The organism is Catellatospora sp. NPDC049111 (assembly GCF_040648615.1).
Classification (GTDB): domain Bacteria; phylum Actinomycetota; class Actinomycetes; order Mycobacteriales; family Micromonosporaceae; genus Catellatospora; species Catellatospora aurea.
The window spans coordinates 109,327-131,734 of sequence record NZ_JBEZEB010000011.1; the positions used below are offsets into that span (position 1 = coordinate 109,327).

21 protein-coding genes are annotated in these 22,408 nt (G+C 73.3%); 9 read left to right on the top strand and 12 right to left on the bottom strand.

The window, feature by feature from the left end:
* Window positions 1–17: 17 nt before the first annotated feature.
* From AB0B66_RS18155 to AB0B66_RS18165, 3 genes are read right to left on the bottom strand one after another with little or no spacing between them, the layout of a single operon-like run.
* Window positions 18–2,072, bottom strand: a complete 2,055-nt coding sequence (locus AB0B66_RS18155; protein WP_360530534.1) for a hypothetical protein — start codon at window positions 2,070–2,072, stop codon at window positions 18–20.
* Window positions 2,069–4,057 (bottom strand): hypothetical protein, encoded by a 1,989-nt coding sequence (locus AB0B66_RS18160; RefSeq protein ID WP_360530537.1) that lies wholly within the window; start codon window positions 4,055–4,057, stop codon window positions 2,069–2,071. Before AB0B66_RS18160 ends, AB0B66_RS18155 begins: the two co-directional genes overlap by 4 nt.
* Entirely contained in the window at window positions 4,054–5,844 is a 1,791-nt protein-coding gene (locus AB0B66_RS18165; protein ID WP_360530540.1) for an HSP90 family protein, read from the bottom strand. The genes AB0B66_RS18160 and AB0B66_RS18165 overlap by 4 nt, the downstream gene beginning before the upstream one ends.
* Window positions 5,845–5,979: 135 nt before the next feature.
* Here AB0B66_RS18165 and AB0B66_RS18170 point away from each other — a divergent pair, with 135 nt between their 5' ends.
* Window positions 5,980–7,071, top strand: coding sequence for a hypothetical protein (locus AB0B66_RS18170; RefSeq protein ID WP_360530543.1), 1,092 nt, complete (start codon window positions 5,980–5,982; stop codon window positions 7,069–7,071).
* Window positions 7,072–7,189: 118 nt separating this feature from the next.
* On the opposite strand, the gene AB0B66_RS18175 is transcribed toward AB0B66_RS18170, so the two are convergent.
* Entirely contained in the window at window positions 7,190–7,951 is a 762-nt protein-coding gene (locus AB0B66_RS18175; protein ID WP_360530546.1) for a transposase, read from the bottom strand.
* 2 nt (window positions 7,952–7,953) lie between these two features.
* Here AB0B66_RS18175 and AB0B66_RS18180 point away from each other — a divergent pair, with 2 nt between their 5' ends.
* A complete protein-coding gene (locus tag AB0B66_RS18180; RefSeq protein WP_360530549.1) occupies window positions 7,954–8,262 on the top strand; it encodes a hypothetical protein in 309 nt (102 codons plus the stop codon).
* Window positions 8,263–8,743: 481 nt separating this feature from the next.
* Here AB0B66_RS18180 and AB0B66_RS18185 read toward each other — a convergent pair whose 3' ends face one another.
* The 5 genes from AB0B66_RS18185 to AB0B66_RS18205 form a co-directional block, all read right to left on the bottom strand.
* The gene (locus AB0B66_RS18185; RefSeq protein WP_360530551.1) at window positions 8,744–9,994 is read right to left on the bottom strand and encodes a hypothetical protein; all 1,251 of its coding nucleotides are present in this window, start codon (window positions 9,992–9,994) and stop codon (window positions 8,744–8,746) included.
* A gap of 85 nt (window positions 9,995–10,079) precedes the next feature.
* Entirely contained in the window at window positions 10,080–10,946 is an 867-nt protein-coding gene (locus tag AB0B66_RS18190; RefSeq protein WP_360530553.1) for an AraC family transcriptional regulator, read from the bottom strand.
* A 95-nt stretch (window positions 10,947–11,041) separates the two neighbouring features.
* Window positions 11,042–11,956 carry a hypothetical protein gene (locus AB0B66_RS18195; RefSeq protein WP_360530556.1) on the bottom strand — a complete coding sequence of 305 codons (915 nt, stop codon included), beginning with the start codon at window positions 11,954–11,956 and terminating at the stop codon, window positions 11,042–11,044.
* Between the two features lie 131 nt (window positions 11,957–12,087).
* Entirely contained in the window at window positions 12,088–12,747 is a 660-nt protein-coding gene (locus AB0B66_RS18200) for a flavodoxin domain-containing protein (protein ID WP_360530559.1), read from the bottom strand.
* Window positions 12,744–12,995, bottom strand: a complete 252-nt coding sequence (locus tag AB0B66_RS18205; protein WP_360530562.1) for a dsRBD fold-containing protein — start codon at window positions 12,993–12,995, stop codon at window positions 12,744–12,746. Before AB0B66_RS18205 ends, AB0B66_RS18200 begins: the two co-directional genes overlap by 4 nt.
* Before the next feature lie 371 nt (window positions 12,996–13,366).
* Between AB0B66_RS18205 and AB0B66_RS18210 the strand changes: the two genes are divergently transcribed.
* The 5 genes from AB0B66_RS18210 (at window position 13,367) to lexA (ending at window position 16,705) form a co-directional block, all read left to right on the top strand.
* Window positions 13,367–13,840, top strand: coding sequence for a hypothetical protein (locus AB0B66_RS18210; protein ID WP_360530565.1), 474 nt, complete (start codon window positions 13,367–13,369; stop codon window positions 13,838–13,840).
* Window positions 13,833–14,057, top strand: a complete 225-nt coding sequence (locus tag AB0B66_RS18215; protein WP_360530568.1) for a helix-turn-helix transcriptional regulator — start codon at window positions 13,833–13,835, stop codon at window positions 14,055–14,057. The genes AB0B66_RS18210 and AB0B66_RS18215 overlap by 8 nt, the downstream gene beginning before the upstream one ends.
* A gap of 51 nt (window positions 14,058–14,108) precedes the next feature.
* Entirely contained in the window at window positions 14,109–15,221 is a 1,113-nt protein-coding gene (locus AB0B66_RS18220; protein ID WP_360530571.1) for a beta-eliminating lyase-related protein, read from the top strand.
* A 13-nt stretch (window positions 15,222–15,234) separates the two neighbouring features.
* Window positions 15,235–15,846 (top strand): nucleoside/nucleotide kinase family protein, encoded by a 612-nt coding sequence (locus AB0B66_RS18225; RefSeq protein ID WP_360530574.1) that lies wholly within the window; start codon window positions 15,235–15,237, stop codon window positions 15,844–15,846.
* A 229-nt stretch (window positions 15,847–16,075) separates the two neighbouring features.
* Window positions 16,076–16,705, top strand: coding sequence for a transcriptional repressor LexA (gene lexA / locus AB0B66_RS18230; RefSeq protein WP_360530577.1), 630 nt, complete (start codon window positions 16,076–16,078; stop codon window positions 16,703–16,705).
* Here the strand turns inward: lexA and AB0B66_RS18235 are convergent, their stop codons facing one another.
* Window positions 16,706–17,500 (bottom strand): SHOCT domain-containing protein, encoded by a 795-nt coding sequence (locus AB0B66_RS18235; RefSeq protein ID WP_360530580.1) that lies wholly within the window; start codon window positions 17,498–17,500, stop codon window positions 16,706–16,708.
* A gap of 95 nt (window positions 17,501–17,595) precedes the next feature.
* On the opposite strand from AB0B66_RS18235, the gene AB0B66_RS18240 reads away from it, so the two are divergent.
* Window positions 17,596–18,729, top strand: a complete 1,134-nt coding sequence (locus AB0B66_RS18240) for a sigma factor (RefSeq protein WP_360530583.1) — start codon at window positions 17,596–17,598, stop codon at window positions 18,727–18,729.
* Window positions 18,730–18,781: 52 nt separating this feature from the next.
* Here AB0B66_RS18240 and AB0B66_RS18245 read toward each other — a convergent pair whose 3' ends face one another.
* Complete coding sequence (locus AB0B66_RS18245) at window positions 18,782–19,768, bottom strand: ROK family protein (protein WP_360530586.1); 987 nt, start codon at window positions 19,766–19,768, stop codon at window positions 18,782–18,784.
* Window positions 19,769–19,914: 146 nt separating this feature from the next.
* On the opposite strand from AB0B66_RS18245, the gene AB0B66_RS18250 reads away from it, so the two are divergent.
* Entirely contained in the window at window positions 19,915–20,904 is a 990-nt protein-coding gene (locus AB0B66_RS18250; RefSeq protein ID WP_360530828.1) for a LacI family DNA-binding transcriptional regulator, read from the top strand.
* A 133-nt stretch (window positions 20,905–21,037) separates the two neighbouring features.
* Here the strand turns inward: AB0B66_RS18250 and AB0B66_RS18255 are convergent, their stop codons facing one another.
* A complete protein-coding gene (locus tag AB0B66_RS18255; protein WP_360530589.1) occupies window positions 21,038–22,303 on the bottom strand; it encodes a Clp protease N-terminal domain-containing protein in 1,266 nt (421 codons plus the stop codon).
* Window positions 22,304–22,408: the final 105 nt, after the last annotated feature.

Here is a 22,408-nt window from a genome sequence, read left to right on the forward strand (position 1 = left end):
GGAGCCGACAGCCCCGGTCAGTCCTCGTCCTTCTCGTCCTCGTCGTCCGAGTCGTCGTAGTCGGCGTCTTCGTCCTCGAGTTCCCACGGCTCCAGGTCGTGTGCCCTGATCAGCGCGTTCGCGCCGGCCTCGTCGCCCTGGGCACGCAGCGCCACGGCGATCACGGCGTACAACTGGCGGGTGTCGGCCTCGTCCGCTCCGTCGAGGCCGCGGCGGGCGCGCTGCTCGGCCTCGGCAGGCCGCTTCCGGCGCAGCAGCCGCCAGCCGGTGAACACCGCCGCCTCACCCCGGACCACCCCGTCACCGCACTGTTCGGCCAGCTCGGCGCGGGCCATCGCCTCGTCGGCGCGGTTCTCGCTGTCGTACCACCAGGCGGCGATCAGGTTCAGCCGGCCGCACGCGGTCTCCCACTCCGCCGGGTCGGCGTCGGCGGGCGGGGCCGCCGCGAGCGCGTCCGCTCGGGCCATCACCTGCTCCACGGGCTCCCAGTAGGCGACGCGGGCGCTGCTGACCGCGTCGCTCAGTGAGCGCAGCTCGGCCGGCCGGTCACCGGCCTCGGCGTGCCGATCGGCGGCCAGCAGGCTGCGGTCGGCCCGCTCAGCGCCCCAGAACAGCCGGGCCGACTCGTCCAGCAGGCGGCCGTGCTCGGAGGCGGTCAGCGACGGCTCGGCCAGCAGCAGGTCGAGCACCTGCATCGCCTGGTCGCGGTGCTGTCCGCCGTCGCGGTAGAGCTGCCACAGCAGCTCCCGCGCCCGCCGCAGCGGCTCGGGCAGGCCCGCCCGCTCCAGGGCCAGCACCGCCTCCTCGGCGGCGCCGTAGCGGGTTTCGGCGTCGTTGTGCTCGCGCAGGAGCATCGCCGCGTCGAGCCGGGCCAGCGCGGCGGCGGCCACGTCGCCGGCGGCCGTATGCGCGGCGATGCGGTCCTGCACCTCGGCGAGCCGGTTGCGGGTGCGCCGCCCCGCGGTGTCCAGCACGCTCAGCGGCAGGCTGTCCACCAGCGGTGGCGCGGACATCCGCTGCCGGGCCAGCTCGCCCTGGAACGTGGTGCCGTTGCGGGCGTCGAACCGGGCCGCGAGGTCGGTCACCAGCGCGGTCAGCTCGTCGCGCAGCGCGGTCACCGTCGTCGCCGGCCGCCGCCCGTCCGCGCCGGTCCGGCCCTGCACCGCGATGTCGCCGTGGCCGCCGTCGGCCAGCCGGTTCAGCACGAGCACGGCGGGCGCGGCGAAGGCCAGCACGTCATGCGGGCTCACCGTGCCCGCCAGCCACGGCAGGTGCCGTTCCAGCAGCTCCAGGCCACGCAGCTCGTTGCCGCTGCGGCCCAGGAACGTCAGGTGCGTGCCCAGGGCCGGCAGGTGCAGCCGGTCGGTGCGCATCACCCGGTACGCCGCGCGGTGCAGCTCGGCGGCCTTGCGAAACGCGCCCGTGTGCAGGTGCGCCAGCATCAGGTTGGTGCGGATGCGCTCGGGCTGGGTGCGGCACCAGCTGTCGGCGAACGGCTTGGCGACCTCGATCGCGTCGGCGTGCCGGTCCAGCATCATCAGATACCAGGCCTGCGCCGACGGCACGCACACCGAGCAGTTGGCCAGGCTGTCACGCTTGGCGGTCACCATGTCGTGGTACGCCGCCGCCGCCTCGTCCAGGTCGCCGACGTGCAGGGCGATCTGCCAGCGGGCCTGGTGCACCGCGTGCAGGCTGTGCCCGCCGCGCAGGTAGCGGGCCCGCATGTCGTCCAGCACCGCGTACGTGCGGTCGAGCGGGATGTCGGGGAACTCCGGCAGCGCGTTCACGATCCACTTGAACTGCCAGAGGATCGACTCCTCGGTGTCCGGTCCGCCGATCTCCGGGTCGCGGTCGTAGGCGGCCAGCGACAGCGAGAACGCCAGGAACGCCCGCCGGTCGTCGCCACCGAACACGAACTTCTCGATGGCCTCGTGCCGGAACTCGAACGTCAGCTTCGCGTCCCCGGCCGCGTCCGCGGCACGGATCACGGCGTCGAGCGCGCCGTGCTGCGCCGCGCCGTCCGGCATCGCCATGGCCGCCGCGAACTCGTTGCGCAACTGCTGTTCATTCATCGCCACAGCGTCTCCCCCTCCAGCTCGTCGAAGTCGTCCTCGTCGACGGACCAGTCCTCGGCGAGCTCGGCGAAATCGCGGCCGAGGGCGTGCAGCACGGCCGCATACAGCAGGGTGGTCTCCCACTGCTCGTCCTGCTCGAAAGCGGCGCGGGCGAGCGGCTCGGCCGCTTCGGCCCGCCCGTCGCGCAGCAGTGCCAGCGTCTCGACCCGGGCCAGCCGCTCGCGCAGCGGGTCGCCGTCCGGGACGAGCCGCGCGCCGTCGCGGGCCTGCGCGGCCGCGTCGGCGAAGTGACCAGCCAGGTGCAGTCGCCGGGCGTCGGCCAGGGCCAGCCGGGCGCGGCGCGGACGCCAGTCGTCGTCGACGGGCGCGTCGGCGGCCAGCTTGCGGGCCCGCTCCACCACGGCCTGGTCGACGATGCGTTTCACCGCGAACAGGGCGTCGAAGGCCGCGCCGGGGTCGCCCGCCGACGCGAACTCGTCGGCCGCCGCCAGCACGCGGGCCGCGGCTCGATCGGAGTCGGGGTCGCCCTTCGCCGCGGCCAGCAGCAGCGTGATCCGGCTCGGGGCGTCGGCGGGCAGCGCCGGTGCGGTGAGCACCGCGTCGACCGCCTCCAGCGCCTCGGGCCAGCGGTGCGCGTCGCGGTGCAGCTCCCACAGCAGCAGCCGGCAGCGCAGCGCGTCGTCGTGCAGGCTGGCCCGGGACAGCCGGCCCAGCGCCTCCTCGGCGCTGTCGAGCGCGTCCTGGGCACGGCCGGCACGCCGCTGCTCGTACGCCGCGTCCAGCAGCGCCTTCGCTGCGGTGTCCAGGTCGCCCCGGGCGTCGGCCTCGCTCACCACGTCCATCAGCGCGCCTATCGTCGAGGTCATGCGCTCGCGCGGCCGGGTCGCCACGCTCATCGACAGCCGGTCGGTCAGCGGCTCGGCGGCCAGGTGGCCCTCGACCCGTGAGCTGATGTGCGTGTTGCCGTTACGGGCGTCGAACCGCGCCGCGATCGCGCGGGCCAGCGCGGCCACCTCCGCGCCGACCTGCGCGATGGTGCTCGCCGCCGGGCCGCCCGGCACCGCCGCGACGGGCAGGTCGCCGTGCCCGGCCTCGGTCAGCCGCCGCAACACCTGCCCGGCCGCGGCCGCGAACTCCATCGCCGCGTACGGCGACGACGGCGCGTCCAGCCAGCCCCGGTGCCGCTCGATCAGTTCCAGCCCTCGAGTCTCGTTACCGGACAGCCCGCAGAAGCGCAGGTGCGCGGCGATGTTGTCCAGGTGGTGCCGGTCGGCGCGCATGTGCGGGTAGCCGACCCGGTGCGCGTCCATGGCGTCGGCGTGCCGGCCCGTGCGCAGGTAGGGCAGCAGCAGCTCGGACAACATCCACTGCGGCTGCTCGGTGCAGCCGCCACGGGAGAACGGCCGGCCGATCTCGATGGCCTCCTCGTCGCGGCCCAGCGACACCAGGTGCCGGACCTGACCCGACGGCACGCAGGCGGCGCAGTCCGACAGCCGGTCCCGGCGGGCGGTGAGCATGCGGTCGTACCAGTGCTCGGCGGCGGGGTCGCCGGTGTGGTGGGCGACCAGCCACCGGTGCTGGTACACCGCGTGCAGGCTGTGCCCGCCGCGCAGGTAGCGGGCCTCCATGTCGTCCAGCACGGACCGGGTGCGGTCCAGCGGGATCTCCGGGAACTGCGGCAGCGACCAGACCACCCACTTGAACCGCCACAGCAGCGTGTGGTCGGCGTGGTGCCCCGTCGCCGCCGGGTCGCTGTCGTAGGCCTGCAGGCAGTGCGAGAACGCCAGGAACAGGCGCGCCGGGTCGCCGCCGTGGTGGAACTCGCTCATCGCCGACATGCGCCAGCCGAACGCCTCCCGGCGCATCCCCGCCGCGTCGGCGTGGCGCAGCGCGATGTCGTATGCCGCGAACCGCGCCGCGCCCGGTGGCCGGCGGTGCGCCTCGTGCCACAGCTCGTGCACGGCCTGCTCGGTCATCGTCACGCGGCACCGCCGTGCATGGCGCGGCCGAGCAGGCCCAGGAACGACTGGTTGAGCGCGGCCGTGTCGACCGGGCGCAGCGGCTGGCGGCCCAGCAGCAGCGCCTGCACGTACAGGCCCTCCACGACCAGCACCGTCAGGTCCGGGTCGGTGACCGTGACGGCCTGGCGGATCAGCGGGTTGCGGTGGTTCAGCACCAGCTGCGGCCGGTCGGTGCGCCCGGCGGTGAACGAGCCCAGGATCGAGGCCCACACGTCGTCGACGTCCTCCTGGCCGCGCTTCAGGTCCAGGTGCAGCGCGGTGTCGCCGTCGAGCAGGTACAGCGCGGGCAGGCCGGCCGGGTCGAAGGCGCGGATCAGCACCTCGACGCCGAAGCGGTCCAGCGCCCGCTGCGCGCCGACCAGGAAGGCCCGCAGCCGCAGCTCGTCGTCCGGGGCTAGCTCCTCCAGCCGGGTGGACAGGTCGCTGGCCGACAGCGCCTCGGTGGTGATCTTCTCGTCGAGGGCGGGCAGCCGGGACAGCAGCTCGGCGTCGTAGACGTAGCCGGCGTTGACGACGGCCAGGCCCTGCGCCGAGGCGACGGCGGCGATCTGCCGGAACTCGTCCAGCGACGGCACGAAACGCACCACGCCGTAGGTGTCGCGGAACTGGGCCAGGGTCATCGGGCCGACCGTGGTCTCGTACGGCCACCACTGCTCGACCAGCCGCAGCATCTCGTCGTCGTGCACCGCGAGCGCCTTCACACCCAGGTGGTGGATGCGCAGGAACTGCTGCAGCTTCGCCTCGTCGACCGTGCCGAGCCGGGTCATCCAGCCGCGCAGCTGGTCACCCAGCGACTCGCGGACCTGCGCCAGCAGCGTGTCGTCGTACAGCGCCTCGCGGCTGGCCGTCGGGCGCAGCTCGGTGGTGTCGATGACGCAGCGCACGAAGAACGCCCACTCGGGCAGCAGCCCCTCGACACCCTCGCTGAGCAGCATCTGCTTCAGGTACACCCGGTGCGCCACGCGGGCGGCCGGGTTGGACGGCATCGGCAGCACGAACGCCACGCCGCGCAGTCCGGCCTCGGCGACATCCAGGTCGATCACGTCGAACGGCGTGAACCCGAAGGCCTCCTCGGCGTACGACAGCAGCCGCGCCCGCCGCGCCACCTGCGCCTCACCCTCGCCCGTCTCCCACGGGGCCAGCCCGGTGGTGATCGGCTCACCGTCGACCTGGACCGTGATCGGCAGCATCGAGCCGTACAGCCCCGCCAGCTCGCGCACGGTCTGCGGCAGCAGCCACTCCTCCGCGCCGCGCCGCGGCCGCAGCGTCACGACGGTGCCCGGCGCGGCGAGCGCGTCGTCGCCGTCGAGCACCCGCACCTGGTAGCTGCCGTCCGAGGAGCCCAGCCACTCCACGGTCGGGTTGTCGCCGCACCGGGTGCGCACCTGGATCGTGTCGGCGACCAGGAAGCACGACAGCAGGCCGATGCCGAACTGGCCCAGGAACTCGTGCCGGGCGAAGCCCAGATCGTCGCGCTTGGAGCTGCGGCCGATCGTGGCCAGCAGCTCGTGCACCTGGGGCTCGGTCAGCCCGATGCCGTTGTCGGTGATGGTCAGCGGCTGCCCGGCGGCCTTCGGGGCGCTGATCTCGATGGCGCCGGCGTGCTCCAGGTCGTTCACCCGCACCGCCGTGATCGCGTCGACGGCGTTCTGCATCAGCTCGCGGACGTACACCCGCGGGCTGGCGTAGAGGTGGTGGCTGAGCAGGTCGACGATGCCGCGCAGATCGACATGGAAGGTGTACGACACGTGGGTCCTCCGTGGTGGGGTGTACGCGGTCGCCGACCCTACCGTCCGTCACCGACGTTCGCGGACTGGTTTACGGCCGCGGCGGCTGTCGGTGTCCGCTGGCACCATGTCGCCCACGAGGGAGAGAGGTGGCGCGTGGAGCAGCTGATTCCGAAGCTGTCCGGCGTCTGGCAGGAGCACCTGGACGCCGACAGCGAAGCGTCGGGCCGGCGGTTGGGCAACGTGCTGGGCACGGCGTGGAAGGGCTGGGTCCGCGACATCACGGCGCTGCCCGGCTGGGTGAAGGTGCAGGCGTGGCAGCCGCAGGACCGGCGCGGCCCGGCCATGCACCTGCACGCCCTGGCCTGCGCCGGGCGGCTCGACTGCCCGGCGCAGCGTGACCTGCTGCGCCACCTGGCCGCCCAGGACGCGCCATGGACGAGCGCCCACCTGTCCTGGTGCCTTCGGCACGTGGCCGGCAGCGTGGGGTGCGACGCCGACCTGATGCACCTGGAACTGCCGGCCGCGCTCGCCGCCCGGCTGCCCGGCACGGAGCTGGTCGGCCATCAGCGTGCGCTGGAGGCGGTGCTCGCGATCGTCGCGGACAACCCGCCGGACGACGTACGGCTCCAACGCCGGCTCAGCGCCGCGCTGAACGCCGGGATCAGGAAGGCCGGCAACCACGGGCGCCGCCCGGGATGGCGGGCGGCACCGGTTGCCGGGCGCGGCAGGTGGTTACGAGAGATCGTGCGGGGCCGTCGCCCACTTGTGGACCGGCGGCGGCTCCCCCTCGGCGTAGCAGACGGTGACCGGGCACCGGTTCGCGCTGTGCAGGCCAGGGTGGTACAGGTCGAGCAGATCCCGGCGCGCGGCCAGCGCTTCGGGCGTGCGGCCGGCGGTGTGCAGGTTGCGCTGCAGGGCGTACAGCGCCCAGATCAGCAGGTTGGTGGCGTGATGGTCCTGGACGGGGTCGATCTGTTGAGCGTTCGCGACCGCCTCCTCGGCGAGCCGGAACCGGGCGTCCGGCGAGTCCGTGACGCGCTCGGGGAGCAGGAGCACGCTTACCAGGCGGCTGCGGTAGCCGGGGGTGCGGGCGGCCAGCGTGCGGCAGGCCCATACCTCCGTCACCGGATCAGGCCCGGCGGACGATGGGAGAGCGCGTGGCTCTGCGGACAGAACGCGACGCCCACCGCGCAGGCGGCGGGCGTCGCGTGTCGGCTTCCGGGGGCGTCGCGACCCGCAGACTGAGCTGCCTAAGCTTCCCGCTCATGTCCGTTTTTCGAGGTGGCACCCGCGCGATCTTCACTTGGCCGTACGACTGGTCCGTGCGATGTGCTCAGCGTCGATCAACATGCCTGCTTCCGATTCATTGCTCATTGTTGAGCGGGTCGGATGTTTCGCTCTCCGTCGCCGGGTAGCGGCTGGAGTCCTGGACCGGCAGTCTGGTCCGGTGGCGATCGGCCCGTTCCAGCAAGATCTGTTTGACCCGCTGGTGCGGGGTGTGCAGGGCGATGTCGGGGTCGCCGGCTCTTGCCTGGATGTTGATCGCGGCGTTCACGTCTGCCTGCCACACGACCCCGCACCAGGTGCAGTGAAGCCGGTCCCCGCTGCGGCGGCCCAGGCTGCTGCAGCGATGACAGGCTTGTGAGGTGTAGGCGGCGTTGACGGGAACGAGCACAGAACCTCTGCGCTCCGACACGCTTTTCAGGGCCTCGGCGGTGACCCCTTTGGTCCACGCCGCTAGACGCCTGTTCACATTCTTGCCGAGCGGTCTGCGCCCGGTGAAGGTTTTGGTAAGGTCCTCGGCCACGACGGTGGCGGCCTTGTCGACGACCCGGTGCACGGCGGTGAACGTCTCGGTGCGCACTTTGGCCCGCCAGGCCCTGTCGCGGCGGTTCTTCTTGACCGTACCCAGGTTGTTGCCGAGGATGCGGTCGGCTTTGGCGCGGTCGCCACGCAGTGCGGCCTGGTTGGCGATCGACCGCAGCCTGGCCCGGGCCCGGCCCTTCTCCTTGCGCTGGTCGGACTCGGCGGTGAGCAGTGTGCCCAGGCCGGTGCCGTGATGTTCACCGTCGGCGTGAGGACCTCGGTGTAGCCCTTGTCCACGCCGATGGTCGCTGATCCGCACGGATGCTGGCTGGTGTTCATCGTGGCCGCGTCGATCTGGTAGTGGACCTCGACCCGGCCGCCGCGCAGGATCAGCCGCAGCGTGCCGGTCGGCGCGACGGTGGTGCGCAACGGGATCTTCACCATCGCGCGCTGCTGGAGGCCGGGAACGGCCAGCCACAGTCGGCCGCGGGCGTCGACGCGGGTGTTGTGCTGGTCGGCGCGTACCACGATCTGGTTGTGGGTGCGGTTGCGGCCGCGCCGCCAGGCCCGGCGCATCTGCCGGGGCCAGGTACGCATCAGCAGCCCACCGTTCGGCCTTCAGCGCAGTGAACAGTCGGCGCCGTTCGGCCGGGTCACTGGTGTGTCGGCCGATCGCGCGGCGTACCTTCACCTTCGCGGCGGCCCGGTTCGCGGCGATGTCGGCCATCGCGTCGCGGACCGTCTCCTTCCACGCATTGGCCAGCACCCCGAACCCCCGATGGGTGCCCTCGGCCAGCCACCGGTCACGGACCAGCCGGTCGGAAAGACCCGCACCGCCCACCGACCCGTAACGCTGCCACACCAGCACACCAGACAACGCACCCGACCCAGCCGGCGCGCCTGCTCCACCAGCGCACCGTACTTGCCGGGGTTGAGCCGGTGCGAGTACGCGACCCGCGTCACCTTCACCCTGCGGCCGCCTGCCCTCGTACAACATTTGCCAACCGGCCGATGCGGTCCGCGAACTCCCCGCTCCGACGAACACCGCGCACGATGCCAACCCTACACCGGTCCAGATAGGAACGCGCTGACTGGTCCGAGTCCCGGCAGGTCAGACGGGCGGCCGCCGGGTGTCCGTCGAGGACTTCTTCAGCGAGAAGTCGGAGCAGCCCGGGTCGGTGATCTCGCCGCGGATGCTCTGCCCGGCCAGCGGTGAGAACGAGGCTTCCAGCCCGACCATGATGTAGTCGCCCGGCCGTTTGATCCAGTGGTCCGGCTCCAGCGTGAAGCCGGTCGCCGTGTACGAGCCCTCGACCACGTACGACCCGCGCGGCACGTTCGGGTTGCTCTTCACCGCGAAGAACTCGAAGGTCGCCTCGACCTCGTGGTCGTCGACCACGAAGATGACCAGCTTCAGCCCGGTCAGGCCCTGCCGGCAGCGGTAGGTGCCCTCCCACGTCCCGTTGAGATAGGCCCGCGCCGCTGTGAGCGGGTCCCCGGACGGGGTCGGCGAGGGCAGCGGCGAAGGGCTCGCCGTGGTGGTCGGCGCGACCACGAGGTTCGGTGCGGCCGGGCTGTCGGGCCGCTGGATCAGGTACCACGCGCCACCGGCGACGAGTGTGAGCGCCACCAGGGCGGCGACCCCGGCGAGCACCCAGGTGAGCGTCTGCGATCCGCCGGACCGGGCTGCCGTCGCGGGCGGCGACCAGGGCGGCAGCGTCTCGGTGGGCGGCGGGTACGCCCCCGGGGCCAGCGGCAGCGTGCCGGTCGTCGCGAACATCGGCGGCGCGAGGTCGTTGAGCAGCGCGTCCAGCCACGTGGTGAGGGTGTGCACCCGACCCGACGGCGCGGCGGACAGCGCGTTGAGCAGCCGGTGCTGGAAGGCGGGGAACGCCGCGCACAGCGGGTTCGCGCGCAACAGGTCCGACAGCCGGACCAGGTCGATGCCCACTCGCGGGCCGGGCCCCTGGTGCGGCGGGTGGACCGGCGGGGGCGCGCCCAGCACGGCGTGCACGACGGTGGCGACGAACGCGTAGCGGTCGGCGTCGGGGCTGGTCAGCGCGCCGGGCAGGAACAGCTCCGGGGCGGCGTACGGGGTGCTGCGGGCGGCCACCAGGGAGCCGTCGACGGTCCACAGCTCGCCCAGGTCGGCGGGGCTGCTGGAGCCGTCGGGGCGGACCACGATGGTGGCAGGCTTGACGTCGCCGTGCGCGACCGGAACGCCGGTGCGGCGGCCCGAGTGCAGGTCGTCCAGCACGGCGGCGGTCCCGGCGAGCACGCGTACCCGCTGTGCCAGCTCTTCGTACGGGTTGAGCGCGAGCCAGTCGAGATAGGACTGATCGCCGAACCGGTTGTCGTACACGGCATCCCCCTGTCTCGGGACAATATAGATGGCCGTGTCGCCGGTGCGGACCGCCCGCACCGTCGCGGGTGCGGGCGGTCCGGGATCAGGCCGGGATCCGCTCGACCGGGATCCACAGCTGGGCGTCGACGTGCGTGCCGTCGGCCGAGATCCGGTTCTGCGACAGCTCCGGCCCGGGACGGCTGCGGTACGGGTTCGACGGGAACCACTGCGTGTACACGTCCCGCCAGAGGAACTGCACCGCCTCCGGGAACGCGCCCGAGGTCTCGAACACCGCCCACGTGCCCGCCGCGACCGGCAGCGCCTCCAGGTCCGCGGGCACGTCCGCGTCCGTGACCACGCCGTGCCAGTAGTCCAGCTCGACGCCCTCGGACCGGTCCTCGCCCAGGCCCGCGCTGACGTGCACGATGCCGCCCGGCTCCTGGTCGCTGAGCGCCTCGATGCGCGCGACCGTCTCCTTCGGGATGCCCTTCAGGAACGCGACGATCGCCGGGTTCATCCCCTCGTGCACCAGCGGGACCCGCGCCTTGAGGCCGACCAGCTGGAACTTCTCCTTCTCCACCACCCGATATCGCATGGTGCTGCTCCCTTCGACGATGAGCCGGAAGGACATCCGGGGGTACGCCCGCAGCGTCGCCCCGCCGCGGCGCGCCTCGCCCGGCCCGACGCCGTGCACGGCCTTGAACGCCCGCGCGAACGCCTCGCCCGAGCCGTAGCCGTAGCGCACCGCGATGTCGAGCAGCGTGCGCTCGCCGGCCAGCACCTCGGCCCCGGCGACCGTCATGCGCCGCCGCCGGACGTACTCCGACAGCGGCACCCCGGCCAGCGCCGAGAACATGCGCCGGAAGTGGTACTCCGACGTCATCGCGATCCGCGCCAGCTCGGCGATCTCGATCTCCCGATCGAGGTGCCGCTCGACGTGTTCCAGCGCCTGGTTGAGCTGCTCCAGCACCCCGGACTCCCTCCTGTTTCCGAACACCACGCTAGGGGGAGCGGGGCCTGCCCGACCCGACTTACGGTGCCCGCCGCGGTCGGGTGCTCCGCCGGTCAGAGCAGGTCGGACAGGGTGCGCAGCTGGGTGGCGACCGACTGGCCGATGGCGCGCCCGTGCGCCTCGCCGCCGGAGGAGTAGCGGGTCAGCACGGCCATGGTCCAGTCGTCGCCCAGCGCCAGGCAGTTGACGTTGTAGAAGCCGTACGGCGCGGGTCGCCACACCCAGCCGTTCTTGATGGCGATCCTGGACTGCTCCGCGGCCGGGAAGGCGCGCCGGATGCCGAAGTTGCCGGTGCCGCGCACCGCGCGCATCTCCCCGATGAGGTAGTCGGTCCACGTCGGGCCGGCCGCCGCGCCGGTGCCGATGGCGTGGGCGATGCGGCAGGTGTCGCGCGCCGACAGCTTGGTCTTGCTCCAGTCGGGCCCGGCTTCGGAGTCGGTCAGCTTGCAGATCGAGATCAGCCGGGTGATCGTGTTGCGCCCGCCGAGTTCGTTCCACAGGAGCGTGGCCACGCCGTTGTCGCTGTCGCGGATCAGCTTGGTGATCTCGGCGAACCGGGCCGCACTCGGCGTCCGGCCCGCCTCGGTGGCGCGGCGCAGGTAGTCGGCGGCCAGCCAGGCCTTGATCATCGAGGCGGTCATGTTCGTCTCGTGCAGGTTCTTCGCGCCGACGATCTCGCCGGTGCCGCGGTCCATCAGCGCCCAGCTGTACCAGCCGCTGGTGGTGATTTTGACCAGGTCGCCGGCGTTCGCCGCGGTCAGCGTGCGGGCCCGCTCCACGCCCGGCGGGCCGGGCTGGGCGGGCACGGCGACCGGCGCGGTGTCGGGCAGGGCGGCCGGTTCGTGCCAGACCGCCGCCGTGCCGGGGTCCGCGCCGCCGCGGCCGGCCAGCCAGAAACCGCCGGTGGCCAGCGCGGCCACGCCCGCGCCGCCGGCCAGCAGGGCGCGTCGACGGGTGTGCTCGGTCATGAGGGGGTGCTCCGTGGGGGTGCGGAGTGGCGGCCGGCGGGCGGGGGTGCGCGTCGGCGGTTCAGTGCGGGGGTGTGGTCATCCCGTCGATGATGCCCCAAGCCGGGGGCTCGTGTGGTCCGCGAACCGGGTCAGTCCAGGCTGATCGTTCCGGTGATGGTGGTCGGGCCGGCCGCGGCGAGCGTCTCGGCGATGCCCTCGGCCCAGCCGCGGATCGCGTCCCAGTCCCGGAAGTCGCCCTCGGGCGCGCGCAGCGCCACGACCAGCGCCTGCTCGGCGATGCTCAGCCGGCTGTGCTCCAGCCGCCCGGCGAAGACCTTGTGCTCGCGGGCGGCGGTGGCCTCGGCGATGGCGATGACGTCGACCGGGTCCTCGTCGGGCATCGGCGGGTCGCCGACCGGGCCGCTGGAGAACAGCCACACCGGCCGGGCCGACAGCACCGCGGCGTGGCTCTGCACGAACCAGCGGGCCGGTTGCAGCCAGTGCCCGGAGTACACCGCGCTGCCGATGACGAACGCGTCGAAGCCGTCGACCTGCACGGATGGGTCGATCTCGACCGCGTCGGCTTCGAAACCGCGCTCCCGGAGCACCTTGGCGATGGCGTTGGCGATCTCCGCCGTCGCCTCGTACTTCGACGCGGCGGCCACCAGCACGCGGCGCGGTGGGCCGGTCTGGCCGGTCAGCGCCTCGGGCAGTTCGTCGAGCTGCGCCATGACCAGGCGCTGCAGCGGTGGCTCCAGCAGGGGCGGCGCGGTGACGGGGGCGGTGGCGGGAGCGGGAGCCGTGGTCATGCCGGGGTCCGCTCCAGGTCGGCGTCCGCCTGCGCGAGCAGCCGCTGTCCCAGCTCCACCAGGGCCCGGCCGGCGGCCAGTTCGTCGCCGATCTCGGGCACCTCCTCGTCGAACCGGTTGCGGGCCGCGCTGCCGTCGCCGCGCAGCGCCGCCGCCGTGCCGCCGGTGTCGAGGCGGGCGTGTGCCTGCGTACGGCCGGAGCCGTCGTCGTCGATCGTGATGTCGACGGTCCAGTGCTTGGTGCTCATCGGCCCGGCCTCCCGGCAGTCACGCGCCGACACGCCGTCAGGTCGCGTGCCGCCCCTGCCATTGTCGCGCCCGTACCGCCCTGCTTGGGCCGGTTGGCCTGCACAAAGGCATTTCCGGTCGGATCGCGGCCGCCGCGCCCGGTGACGTGGTGACGGCGCGACGGGCCGCCGCTCACTATGGTGTGCGTGTGTCCAGCGAACAGGTGTACGCCGGTGTGTTCGGCACCGTCCTCGGAATCGCGCTGCTCATCGCCGCCATCAGGTGGATGTTCGGCAAGCGGTGATGTAAAAGATAGCTGACATGCGGTACGCTCCGCCGTACCGTTGATGTCAAGAATTCTTTACATCACGGCTGACCGAGAGGAGCCGCCATGACCTCCTGCAAGCCCGCGCCCGCCGCCGACACCGACCGCGTCCCGACCACCTATGAGGAACGCAACACCTGGTGCATGGCGATCCTGGTGCCCGTCACGTCCCTGGCGTACTTCGCCGTGGTCATCCCGCGCCTGTGGCGCCAGCCCGTGGCGGAGATCGCCTGGGTGACGCCGATGCTGTGGGCGATGGGAGCCACCGTCGTCGGCACCATCCTCGGCTCCATCGTGGCGGCCATGCTCGCCCGGGACGGCCACACCGAGTCCGACGTGCGCGACCGGGAGATCGTCCGGCACGGCGACCGCATCGCCCAGAACGTGCTGGGATTCGGGGCCGCCGCCGTGCTGGTGCTGGCGATGCTGCGGGCCGACCAGTTCTGGATCGGCAACGTGCTGTTCCTGCTCGGCGCCGTCGGCACGACCTGGGGCGCCGTCGCGAGGATCCGGGCGTACCGCGGGGCGTTCCATGGTTAAACCGACCCGTGTCACCAACCGCATCCGGGTGCTGCGCGCCGAGCACGGCGACATGACCCAGGCCGAGCTGGCCGAGCGGGTCGGTGTCACCCGGCAGACCGTCATCGCCATCGAGCAGGGGCGCTACTCGCCGTCGCTAGAGATGGCGTTCCAGATCGCCCACGTGTTCAAGGTGCCCCTCGACGACGTGTTCCAGTACCCCGAGGACGCGGCCTGACGGGTGCCGGGGCTGCCCGCGGCCCGCGCCGGGTGGTGGCATCATGGCCCGATGGCTGCTGAGGATCCCGCGGAACGCCGCTGGCGGACGATGCGCGGCTGCGACCGGATCCTGTCCGGGCACCGCACGCCGTCCCTGCGTGAACGGCTCGCGGACCTCGCGGCCGTCGACTACGACGGGCTCGACGACCGGCCCGACTTCTACGGCGGCGGGCCGGTCGCGGCACTGGAGCGGCGGGTCGCCGGGCTGCTCGGCAAACCCGACGCCGTGTTCTTCCCGACCGGCACCATGGCCCAGCAGGTGGCGCTGCGCTGCTGGGCCGAGCGCACCGGCAACCGGGCCGTCGCGCTGCACCCGCTCGGGCACCTGGAGGTGCACGAGCGCAAGGCCTACCAGGTGCTGACCGGCCTGCGCGGGGTCTGGCCGACGGCCGAGCCGCGCCAGCCCACCGCGCAGGAGGTGCGCGACCTCGACGAGCCGTTCGGCACGCTGCTGCTCGAACTGCCGCTGCGCGACGCGGGCTTCGTGCTGCCCACCTGGGACGAGCTGAACGCGGTGGTGGCCGCGGCCCGCTCGCGCGGGGCGAAGGTGCACTTCGACGGGGCCCGGCTGTGGGAGTCGGTGTTCCACCTGGGCCGGGATCTGCCGACCGTGGCGGGGCTCGCCGACAGCGTGTACGTCTCGCTGTACAAGACCCTCGGCGGGCTGTCCGGCGCGCTGCTGGCCGGGGCCGAGGACTTCACCGCGCAGGCGCGCGCCTGGCGGCACCGCTACGGCGGGCAGCTGTTCCAGCAGTGGCCCGCGGTGCTGGCCGCGCTGGCCGGCCTCGACCGGGAGCTGCCCCGCCTCGGCGAGTACGTCGCACATGCGAAGACCGTCGGCGCGGCGCTGGCCGCGCTGCCCGGCGCGCGGGTCTTCCCGCACGAGCCGCACACCCACCAGTTCCAGCTGTGGCTGCCCGGCCCGGCCGCGGCGCTCAACCAGGCCGTGCTGACCCTGGCCGAGCAGCAGAAGACCTGGTTCGCCAACGTGTTCACCGACCGGACCCCGGGCCTGGCGATGACCGAGATCACGGTGGCCGCGCCGGCGCTGGAGTGGACCGCCGCCGACGTCACCGCGGCCGGGCTCGCCCTGCTGGAACTGGCCGCCGCGGCGCAGGGCTGAGAGACTGGCCGTGATGCTCACGACGCTGCTCGACGAGGTGGCCCGGCTGCGCGCGACCCGGCCGGGCCGCTTGCTGGTCGGCATCGCCGGCGCCCCCGGCGCGGGCAAGTCCACCCTGGCCCTGGAGCTGGCCGCGAAACTCGACCACGCCGCGGTCGTGCCGATGGACGGGTTCCACCTGGCCAACGTCGAGCTGCGGCGGCTCGGCCGGGCCGACCGCAAGGGCGCGCCGGACACCTTCGACGCGGCCGGCTACGCCGCGCTGCTGCGCCGCCTGCGCGAGGCGACCGGCGAGACGGTGTACGCGCCGACGTTCGACCACGTCCTCAACGAGCCCGTCGCCGGGTCGATCCCCGTCCCGCCGGACGTCGAGGTCGTCGTGACCGAGGGCAACTACCTGCTGCTGGACACCCCGCCGTGGGACCGCGTGCGGCAGCTGCTCGATCTCGCCGTCTACCTGTCCGCCGACGACGGCCCGCGGGTCGACGGCCTGCTCGCCCGCCAGCACGCCAAAGGCCTCGACCCCGCCGCCGCCCACGACTGGGTGCACCGCAGCGACGAAGCCAACGCCCGCCTCGTCAAGGCCACCGCGCACCGCGCCGACCTTCGCCTGCACCGCCCCTGACCGACCCGGCCCCGCACCGTGCCCGTGCCGCGCTCGTGCCGTGCCCGTGCCGCGCCCGCACCGTGCCGCGGCGCGCTGCCTGCGGCGTGGCGCGGCGCGGTGCCAAGATCGTTCGACTTGCCTGGCACCTGTGCGTATCTTGAGGCCGAATACCCCCATGTGCCTGGCAAGTCGAGCGATCTTGCGGCGGTATGCGGCTTATGTGGAGTTCGTCCGTTAGCCTGCCAGGGTGCATTCGAAGCTCAGCGAGCGGCAGCGGCGCATCCTGGAGGTGATCCAGGACGCCGTGACCAGCCGCGGTTACCCGCCCACGCTGCGGGAGATCGGACGGGCGGTGGGCCTGGCCGCTTCCTCGTCGGTCGCGTACCACCTGCGCGAGCTGGAGGAGAAGGGCCTGCTGCTACGCGACCGGGGCCGGCCGCGGGCGCTGAGCGTACGGCTGCCGCTCGACGACGGCGGCATCCCGCAGCAGCGCGGGGCGGCCACCGTGCAGGTGCCGCTGCTCGGCACGATCGCCGCGGGCGGCCCGATCCTGGCCGAGGAGTCGTACGAGGAGACGCTGACGCTGTCGCGGGACCTGGTCGGGCACGGCACGCTGTTCTCGCTGCGGGTACGCGGCGACTCGATGGTCGACGCGGCGATCTGCGACGGCGACGTGGTGGTGATCCGCCGGCAGCCGACCGCCCACAGCGGGGAGATCGTCGCGGCGATGATCGACGGCGAGGCGACCGTGAAGGTGTACCGGGTCAGCCGTCTGCACGTGGAACTGGTGCCGTGCAACCCGGCGTACGACCCGATCCCCGGCGACGACGCGGTCGTGCTGGGCAAGGTCGTGGCGGTCGTACGCCGGGTGCGGTGATCAGCTTTCGAGGCGGGCGCGCTCCGCGGCGTACTGCTCGTCGGTCAGTTCGCCCCGCTCGCGGCGGCGCTCCAGCGTGGCCAGCGCCTCCGCACGCTGCTCGAAGGTGAGCGACGCCTGCGGCTGGGCCGGGACCGGCTGGGCGGGGTAGCCGGGGGCGGGGTAGCCGGGCGGGTAGGCGTACGGGACGGGCGCGAAGCGGGGGGCACGGCGGAAGTAGGCGTTGGCCGGCGGCAGGGCCAGCAGCACCGCGACGGCGATCAGGGCCAGCATGCCGAAGCCGAACAGCGCCAGGCTGCCGTAGAAGTACCAGTCCGGGTAGCCCTGGGGCAGCCGCTGGGCGAAGGTGTGGATGCCCGAGCTGTCGCGGCTGTACGCGGTCAGGTAGCCGATGCTGCTGAATGCCGGCGTGCCCGCCGAGCCGAGCCCGCACACGTTGCAGAGCAGGGCGAACCCGACGGCGATCCAGGTGAGGATGCGCCCGACGAACGCGCCCCGGCCGACCGCCAGCGCGAGCAGCACCACCACGGCGGCCGCGACGACGCCGAACCCGGCCGACACCACCGGCAGCGCACCCGTGAGCCCGCTGATGAAGTCCCAGGCCCGGGGATCGACCCCGGATTCCTCCATGGCCGCACGCACCCGGGCGGGGTACTCCCCGGAGCCGGCCATGATCATGACGGCGTCGATCAGGTAGGCGGCGGCCACGGCGATCAGCAGCCACATCGCCGCGGTCACCCCGGCCGGGCGTTGCTTCGTCGTGGGCGCGGGGTGGGGCGCGACGGCGTCGGTCATCTTGTTCCTCCCGTGGACAGGGCTGCGACCTTAGCAGTCACCCACCAACCGGGACGACCTGCCGCCAGGTCACATCCATTGTGTTAACTGTCGGAATGCGTGCCTGGGAGGACGAGTACGCCGAGTTCGCCACCGCGCTGGCCCCGGCGCTGCGGCGGCAGGCGCGCCAGCGGTGCGGCGACTGGGCGGTGGCCGAGGAGCTGGTGCGGCGCACCCTGCTGCGGCTGTACCGGCGCTGGCCGGCGCTGGGCTACGAGCCTCCCGAGGCGTACGCCCAACGCCACCTGCTCCGCGCACTGCGCCGTCACAAGCCGGGGGACCCGGCCGAAGGTCCCGAACCGCCGCTGGGCCTGTCCACGGCGGAGCTGGTCGGCGCCGGACGGCGGCTGCGCCGCCGCGACCTCGCGGTCAGCACCCTGCTCACGGTCGCGCTGGCGGTGGGCGTCGGGTTCGCGGTGATCATGCTGCGGCCCGATCCCGGCGGCACGCCGCCGCCCGAGGAGGTCGACTGCATGGCCGGGGTCCCCGGGCCGACACCCCTGCCGTCGTCGACCCGTTCGCCGGTGCCGCCCACGCCGCCGCAGGTCGGAGGCCGGGCCGGAGTGGACCGGTTCGCGGTGCTGTCCGGCGCGATGCCGCTGGCCCAGGCCGAGCCGGTGACCGCCGACGCGGCGCTGACCGAGCGCTACGCCTGCCTGATGGCCGAGCTGATCCTCACCCGGGTCAACCCGCTCGGCCTGCGCCGCAACGACCTGGGCCTGGCCGACGGCGGGGACACCCGCGAGCTGGCCCCGCTACCCGACCCGGCCCTCGCGCCCGGCGCGCTCACGGTGAGCCTGCAACTGGTCAACGGCAACGGCTACGGCACCCTGACCATCTCGGCCGCGCCCACCACGTACGTGCCCGACCTGGGCCACTGCGAGCGCCTGACCTGGTGCGGGTTCAGCGCCGAACTCGACAGCGGCGCGATCCTTGAGCAGTACGGTGTGCGCGAGCAGCCCGAGGACCGCCGCGCCGGCTTCGCCCTCGGCCCCGACGCCCAGCTCTGGACCGTCCTCGTCTACACCGGCCACACCCTGGTCATGGTCACCATCACCAACACCCCCGACCCCTTCGCCGCCCAACCCTCCAGCCAGCGCAACCCCGCCCTCGGCATGTCCATCACCCAATTCGCCGCCGACCCCCGCCTAGCCCTTTTCGACCCCACCGCGACGCCTCGATCGCGTTGATCATGAACTTAAGGGCGTGCTCGACGGCGTGTCACCACCCCTAACTTCATGATCAACAAGTGGGGGGCGTGGGGGGCGTGGGGGGCCAGTAGGGGTTGGGGGAGTGGATGAGGGCGGCGGCGCCGATCAGGCCGGCGTTGTCGGCGAGTTGGGCGGGGGTGATCGTGAGGTGCTGGAGGAAGCCGAGGCGGCCGAAGCGGGCCAGGCCCTCCTTCAGCGGGGGGAAGAGCAGGTCGGCGGCGTTGGCGACGCCGCCGCCGATCACCACCTGGTCCAGGTCGCACATCGCGGCGGCCGAGACGATGCCCGCGGCCAGGGCGTCCGCGGCACGGGTGAACGCGCGCAGCGCCACCGGATCGCCGGAGCGCGCGGCGTCGGACAGGTCGCGGGCGGTGCCGTCGCCGGCGGGCCGCCAGCCTTCGCGCAGCGCGTACCGGACCATGCTGGGTCCGCTGGCGATCGCCTCCACGCAACCACGCCCGCCGCATGGGCAGTCGTCCCCGTCGAGGTCGACGACCATGTGGCCGACGTGCCCGGCGTTGCCGGACTCGCCGGTGAAGGGCCGCCCGCCGTGCACGAGCCCGCCGCCGACGCCGGTCGACACCACGAGCACCAGCAGGTCGTCGTGTCCGCGGCCCGCCCCGCGCCAGTGCTCGCCGATCGCCGCGCACACCCCGTCGCCGGCCAGCCGCACCGGCACGCCGGGCACCTGCGCGGCGAGCCGGTCGACCAGCGGGAAGCCCCGCCAGGCGGTGATGTTGACCGGGCTCACCGTGGCCCCGGCCAGGTCGAACGGCCCCGCGGTGCTCGTGCCGACCCCGACCACGGGCCGGTTTCCGGCTTCCTTGAGCAGGCCGTCGAGCATCGCCGACAACCCGGCCCACACCTGCTCGCCCGCGTCCGGGCCCGGCAGCGGGCGCGGCGTGGGGATGCGGTCGGCGGCCAGCACGGTCCCGTCGGCGTCGACGAGTCCGGCGGCCATCTTGGTGCCGCCGATGTCGACGGCGAGGGCGAGCGGTCCGGCAGCGTGGTGCGGCATGGGGGGCTCCTGGAGGTCGGGGCGTTGGAAGAGAGTATGACAACGTTGTCCGGCCGTCGCCGCCCCGCCCCCGGCGACCGGGTACCGTTCCTGCCGTGACGAGCGAGCACAGCGAAGCCCCGGCCCGGGCCGGCCGCCGCCCCACCATGGTCGACGTGGCCCGGCTGGCCGGAGTCAGCCTCAAGACCGTGTCGCGGGTCGTCAACGGCGAGCCGCACGTGCAGCGCGCCATGGCCGACCGGGTGCTCGCCGCCGTCGCCGAACTCGGCTTCCAGCGCAATCACATGGCAAGCGCGCTGCGCGCGGGCCGGGCCAGCGCCACCATCGGCCTGATCATCGAGGAGCTGGCGAACCCGTTCTACTCCACCATCGCCCACGTGACCGCCGAGATGGCCCGCGAGCGCGACACCCTGCTGCTGTCGGCGTCGTCGGAGGAGGACCCCGTACGCGAGGAGCGGCTGTTGCGCGACCTGTGCTCCCGTCGCGTCGACGGGCTGCTGGTGGTGCCCGCCGGCTGCGACCACTCGTTCCTCAACTCGCAGGTCGAGATGGGCATCCCGGTGGTGTTCCTGGACCGCCCCGGCACCAACATCGAGGCCGACGCGGTGCTGCTGGACAATCGCGGCGGCGCGCGCAACGGCGTACGCCGGCTCGTCGCCGACGGCCACCGCCGCATCGGGGTGCTGCTCGACTCGGTCGACGTGCACACCATGCGCGAGCGCCTCGCCGGAGCTCAGGACGCCCTCGCCGACGCGGGGATCGGCTACGACGGCGCACTGGTGCGCGGCGGCGTACGCGACCCGGGCACCGCCGCGTCCGCCGTCGCCGACATGCTGACCCAGCCGAACCCGCCGACCGCGTTCCTGGCCCTGAACAACCGCATCACCGTTGGCGCGGTACAGGAGCTGTGGCGGCGGGGCAGCGACGCCGCCCTGGTCGGCTTCGACGACTTCGAACTGTCGCACCTCATGCCGCGGCCGCTGACCGTCATCGGCTACGACACCCGCGAGCTGGCTCGTCGCGCCACGCAGCTGCTGTTCGCCCGCATCGACGGCGACCGGTCGCGGCCGCGTACCGTCGTGCTCCCCACCGAACTGCTGGACCGCGGCCTGACCCCGGCCCGCACCCCCCGCTGACCGCCCGGCCCGAAGGAAGGGCACCTTCACATCGCCATACGTTGTGGAAGGGCACCTTGCCATCCTTGCGGAGCGGGCGGGGCAGGTCAGGGGCCCGTGCGTCGGGCCCGAGGGTGCCGCGGCCCGGCGGCCGTCAGCCAGGCGTGGCGGCTTCGGTCGCCGGCGTCGCCGCGGCGGCTCGGGCCAGTCTGGCCGCCGCGAGGCGCAGCGGCGGGCGGTAGAGCCGGGCGCACCACAGCCGCCAGCGGCTGAACAGTCCGGACGGGACGTCCGCGCGCTGCCGGGACTCGTCGAGCCACGCCTGGGCCGCGTCCGCACCGGCCCAGCGGGCGGCCGCCGCATCGCAGGCGAACTCGGCGCACCAGCGGCTCACGACGTGCTGTGCCAGGCCGCCGATCAGCGCGATGGCCAGTGCCGGGGCGTTCCTGGCGACCAACCCGCAAGCGCACAGCAGCAGCCACAGCGAGGTGCCGACTATCCGGATCATGCGGTCGTTGCGCACCAGGTGGGCCGCCTCATGGGCGACCATGAACGGCAGGTACGGCTGGGCCGCGGTACCGGTGGTCACGCCGAGCCAGGTCCGCAGGTCGGTGCGCAGGCTGAACCCGTGCCAGTCGGCCGAGGCGCGCATCCGCACCTGGACGTCGCGCATGCCGTGGGCGGCCAGCATCGCGGCGAGCGGCGCAGGCAGGTGCGCCGGCGTCGGAGCCGGCACCGACGTGCGGACGAGGCGGCGCGGGCTGGGTCCGCTGAGCAGCGTGCCGAGGCAGACCGCGAAGACGGCCAGGAGCAGCAGGCTGCCCGCGGCGGCCCAGCCGGCGTCCGGCCAGGCGACGGCCGTCGTCACGAGGGCCAGCACGGCATACCAGGTCAGCGTGGCGACAAGGCGCAGGCCGAGACGGCGAGGTATCGACATCGACGTGTCGAAGGGCAGGGGTGCCGACGGCAGCGGCTCCTCCGCGTCGTCGTCGCCGGACTTCGCGAGCAGCGCGGCCCGCAGCGCCGCCGGTGTCGCGCCCGCCGCGGTCAGCGTCCTGCCGCCGACGCCGTCCGGCAGGCCGGCGACTGCCAGTAGCAGGTGAACCGTGGTCAGCTCGTTGTCCTGGCGGCTCAACGCCTCGCGTAGGGCCAGCTCCAGCAGCCGCTTGACCTCGCTGGTGAAGGGCAGATGGCGGATCGGGTGGTCGCCGGGAACCGCTGGGCGCAGGGCGAGGTACGCCTCGCGCAGCACTTCGGTGTCGAGTTGCTCGGTCAGCACCGACGCGGCCACCGAGCCCTCGGCACCGAGCAGCCCGAACAGCAGGTGTCCACTGTCGATCGTGTCGTGGCCGAGTGACAGCGCCACGGACTGCGCGGTGACGATCGCCCGGCGGGACTGTGCGGTGAGCCACTCGAACATGATCTCCCTCTCCGGTGCGGGATCATGCCACGACCGCGCTGCTGACGTGGTCCCGTGCGATGGGAAGGGCACCTTCTGCAACGCGGAGCGTTAAGAAGGTGCCCT

Bases quoted from the DNA above. Each gene is read 5' to 3' on its own strand.
- AB0B66_RS18215 (WP_360530568.1), top strand. From the start codon at position 13,833: ATGGTTAAACCGACCCGTGTCACCAACCGCATCCGGGTGCTGCGCGCC.
- AB0B66_RS18180 (WP_360530549.1), top strand. From the start codon at position 7,954: ATGCTGGCTGGTGTTCATCGTGGCCGCGTCGATCTGGTAGTGGACCTC.
- AB0B66_RS18235 (WP_360530580.1), bottom strand. From the start codon at position 17,500: ATGACCGACGCCGTCGCGCCCCACCCCGCGCCCACGACGAAGCAACGC.
- AB0B66_RS18155 (WP_360530534.1), bottom strand. From the start codon at position 2,072: ATGAATGAACAGCAGTTGCGCAACGAGTTCGCGGCGGCCATGGCGATG.
- AB0B66_RS18250 (WP_360530828.1), top strand. From the start codon at position 19,915: ATGGTCGACGTGGCCCGGCTGGCCGGAGTCAGCCTCAAGACCGTGTCG.
- AB0B66_RS18205 (WP_360530562.1), bottom strand. From the start codon at position 12,995: ATGAGCACCAAGCACTGGACCGTCGACATCACGATCGACGACGACGGC.
- AB0B66_RS18240 (WP_360530583.1), top strand. From the start codon at position 17,596: ATGCGTGCCTGGGAGGACGAGTACGCCGAGTTCGCCACCGCGCTGGCC.
- AB0B66_RS18210 (WP_360530565.1), top strand. From the start codon at position 13,367: ATGACCTCCTGCAAGCCCGCGCCCGCCGCCGACACCGACCGCGTCCCG.
- AB0B66_RS18245 (WP_360530586.1), bottom strand. From the start codon at position 19,768: ATGCCGCACCACGCTGCCGGACCGCTCGCCCTCGCCGTCGACATCGGC.
- AB0B66_RS18200 (WP_360530559.1), bottom strand. From the start codon at position 12,747: ATGACCACGGCTCCCGCTCCCGCCACCGCCCCCGTCACCGCGCCGCCC.
- AB0B66_RS18255 (WP_360530589.1), bottom strand. From the start codon at position 22,303: ATGTTCGAGTGGCTCACCGCACAGTCCCGCCGGGCGATCGTCACCGCG.
- AB0B66_RS18225 (WP_360530574.1), top strand. From the start codon at position 15,235: ATGCTCACGACGCTGCTCGACGAGGTGGCCCGGCTGCGCGCGACCCGG.
- AB0B66_RS18220 (WP_360530571.1), top strand. From the start codon at position 14,109: ATGGCTGCTGAGGATCCCGCGGAACGCCGCTGGCGGACGATGCGCGGC.
- AB0B66_RS18195 (WP_360530556.1), bottom strand. From the start codon at position 11,956: ATGACCGAGCACACCCGTCGACGCGCCCTGCTGGCCGGCGGCGCGGGC.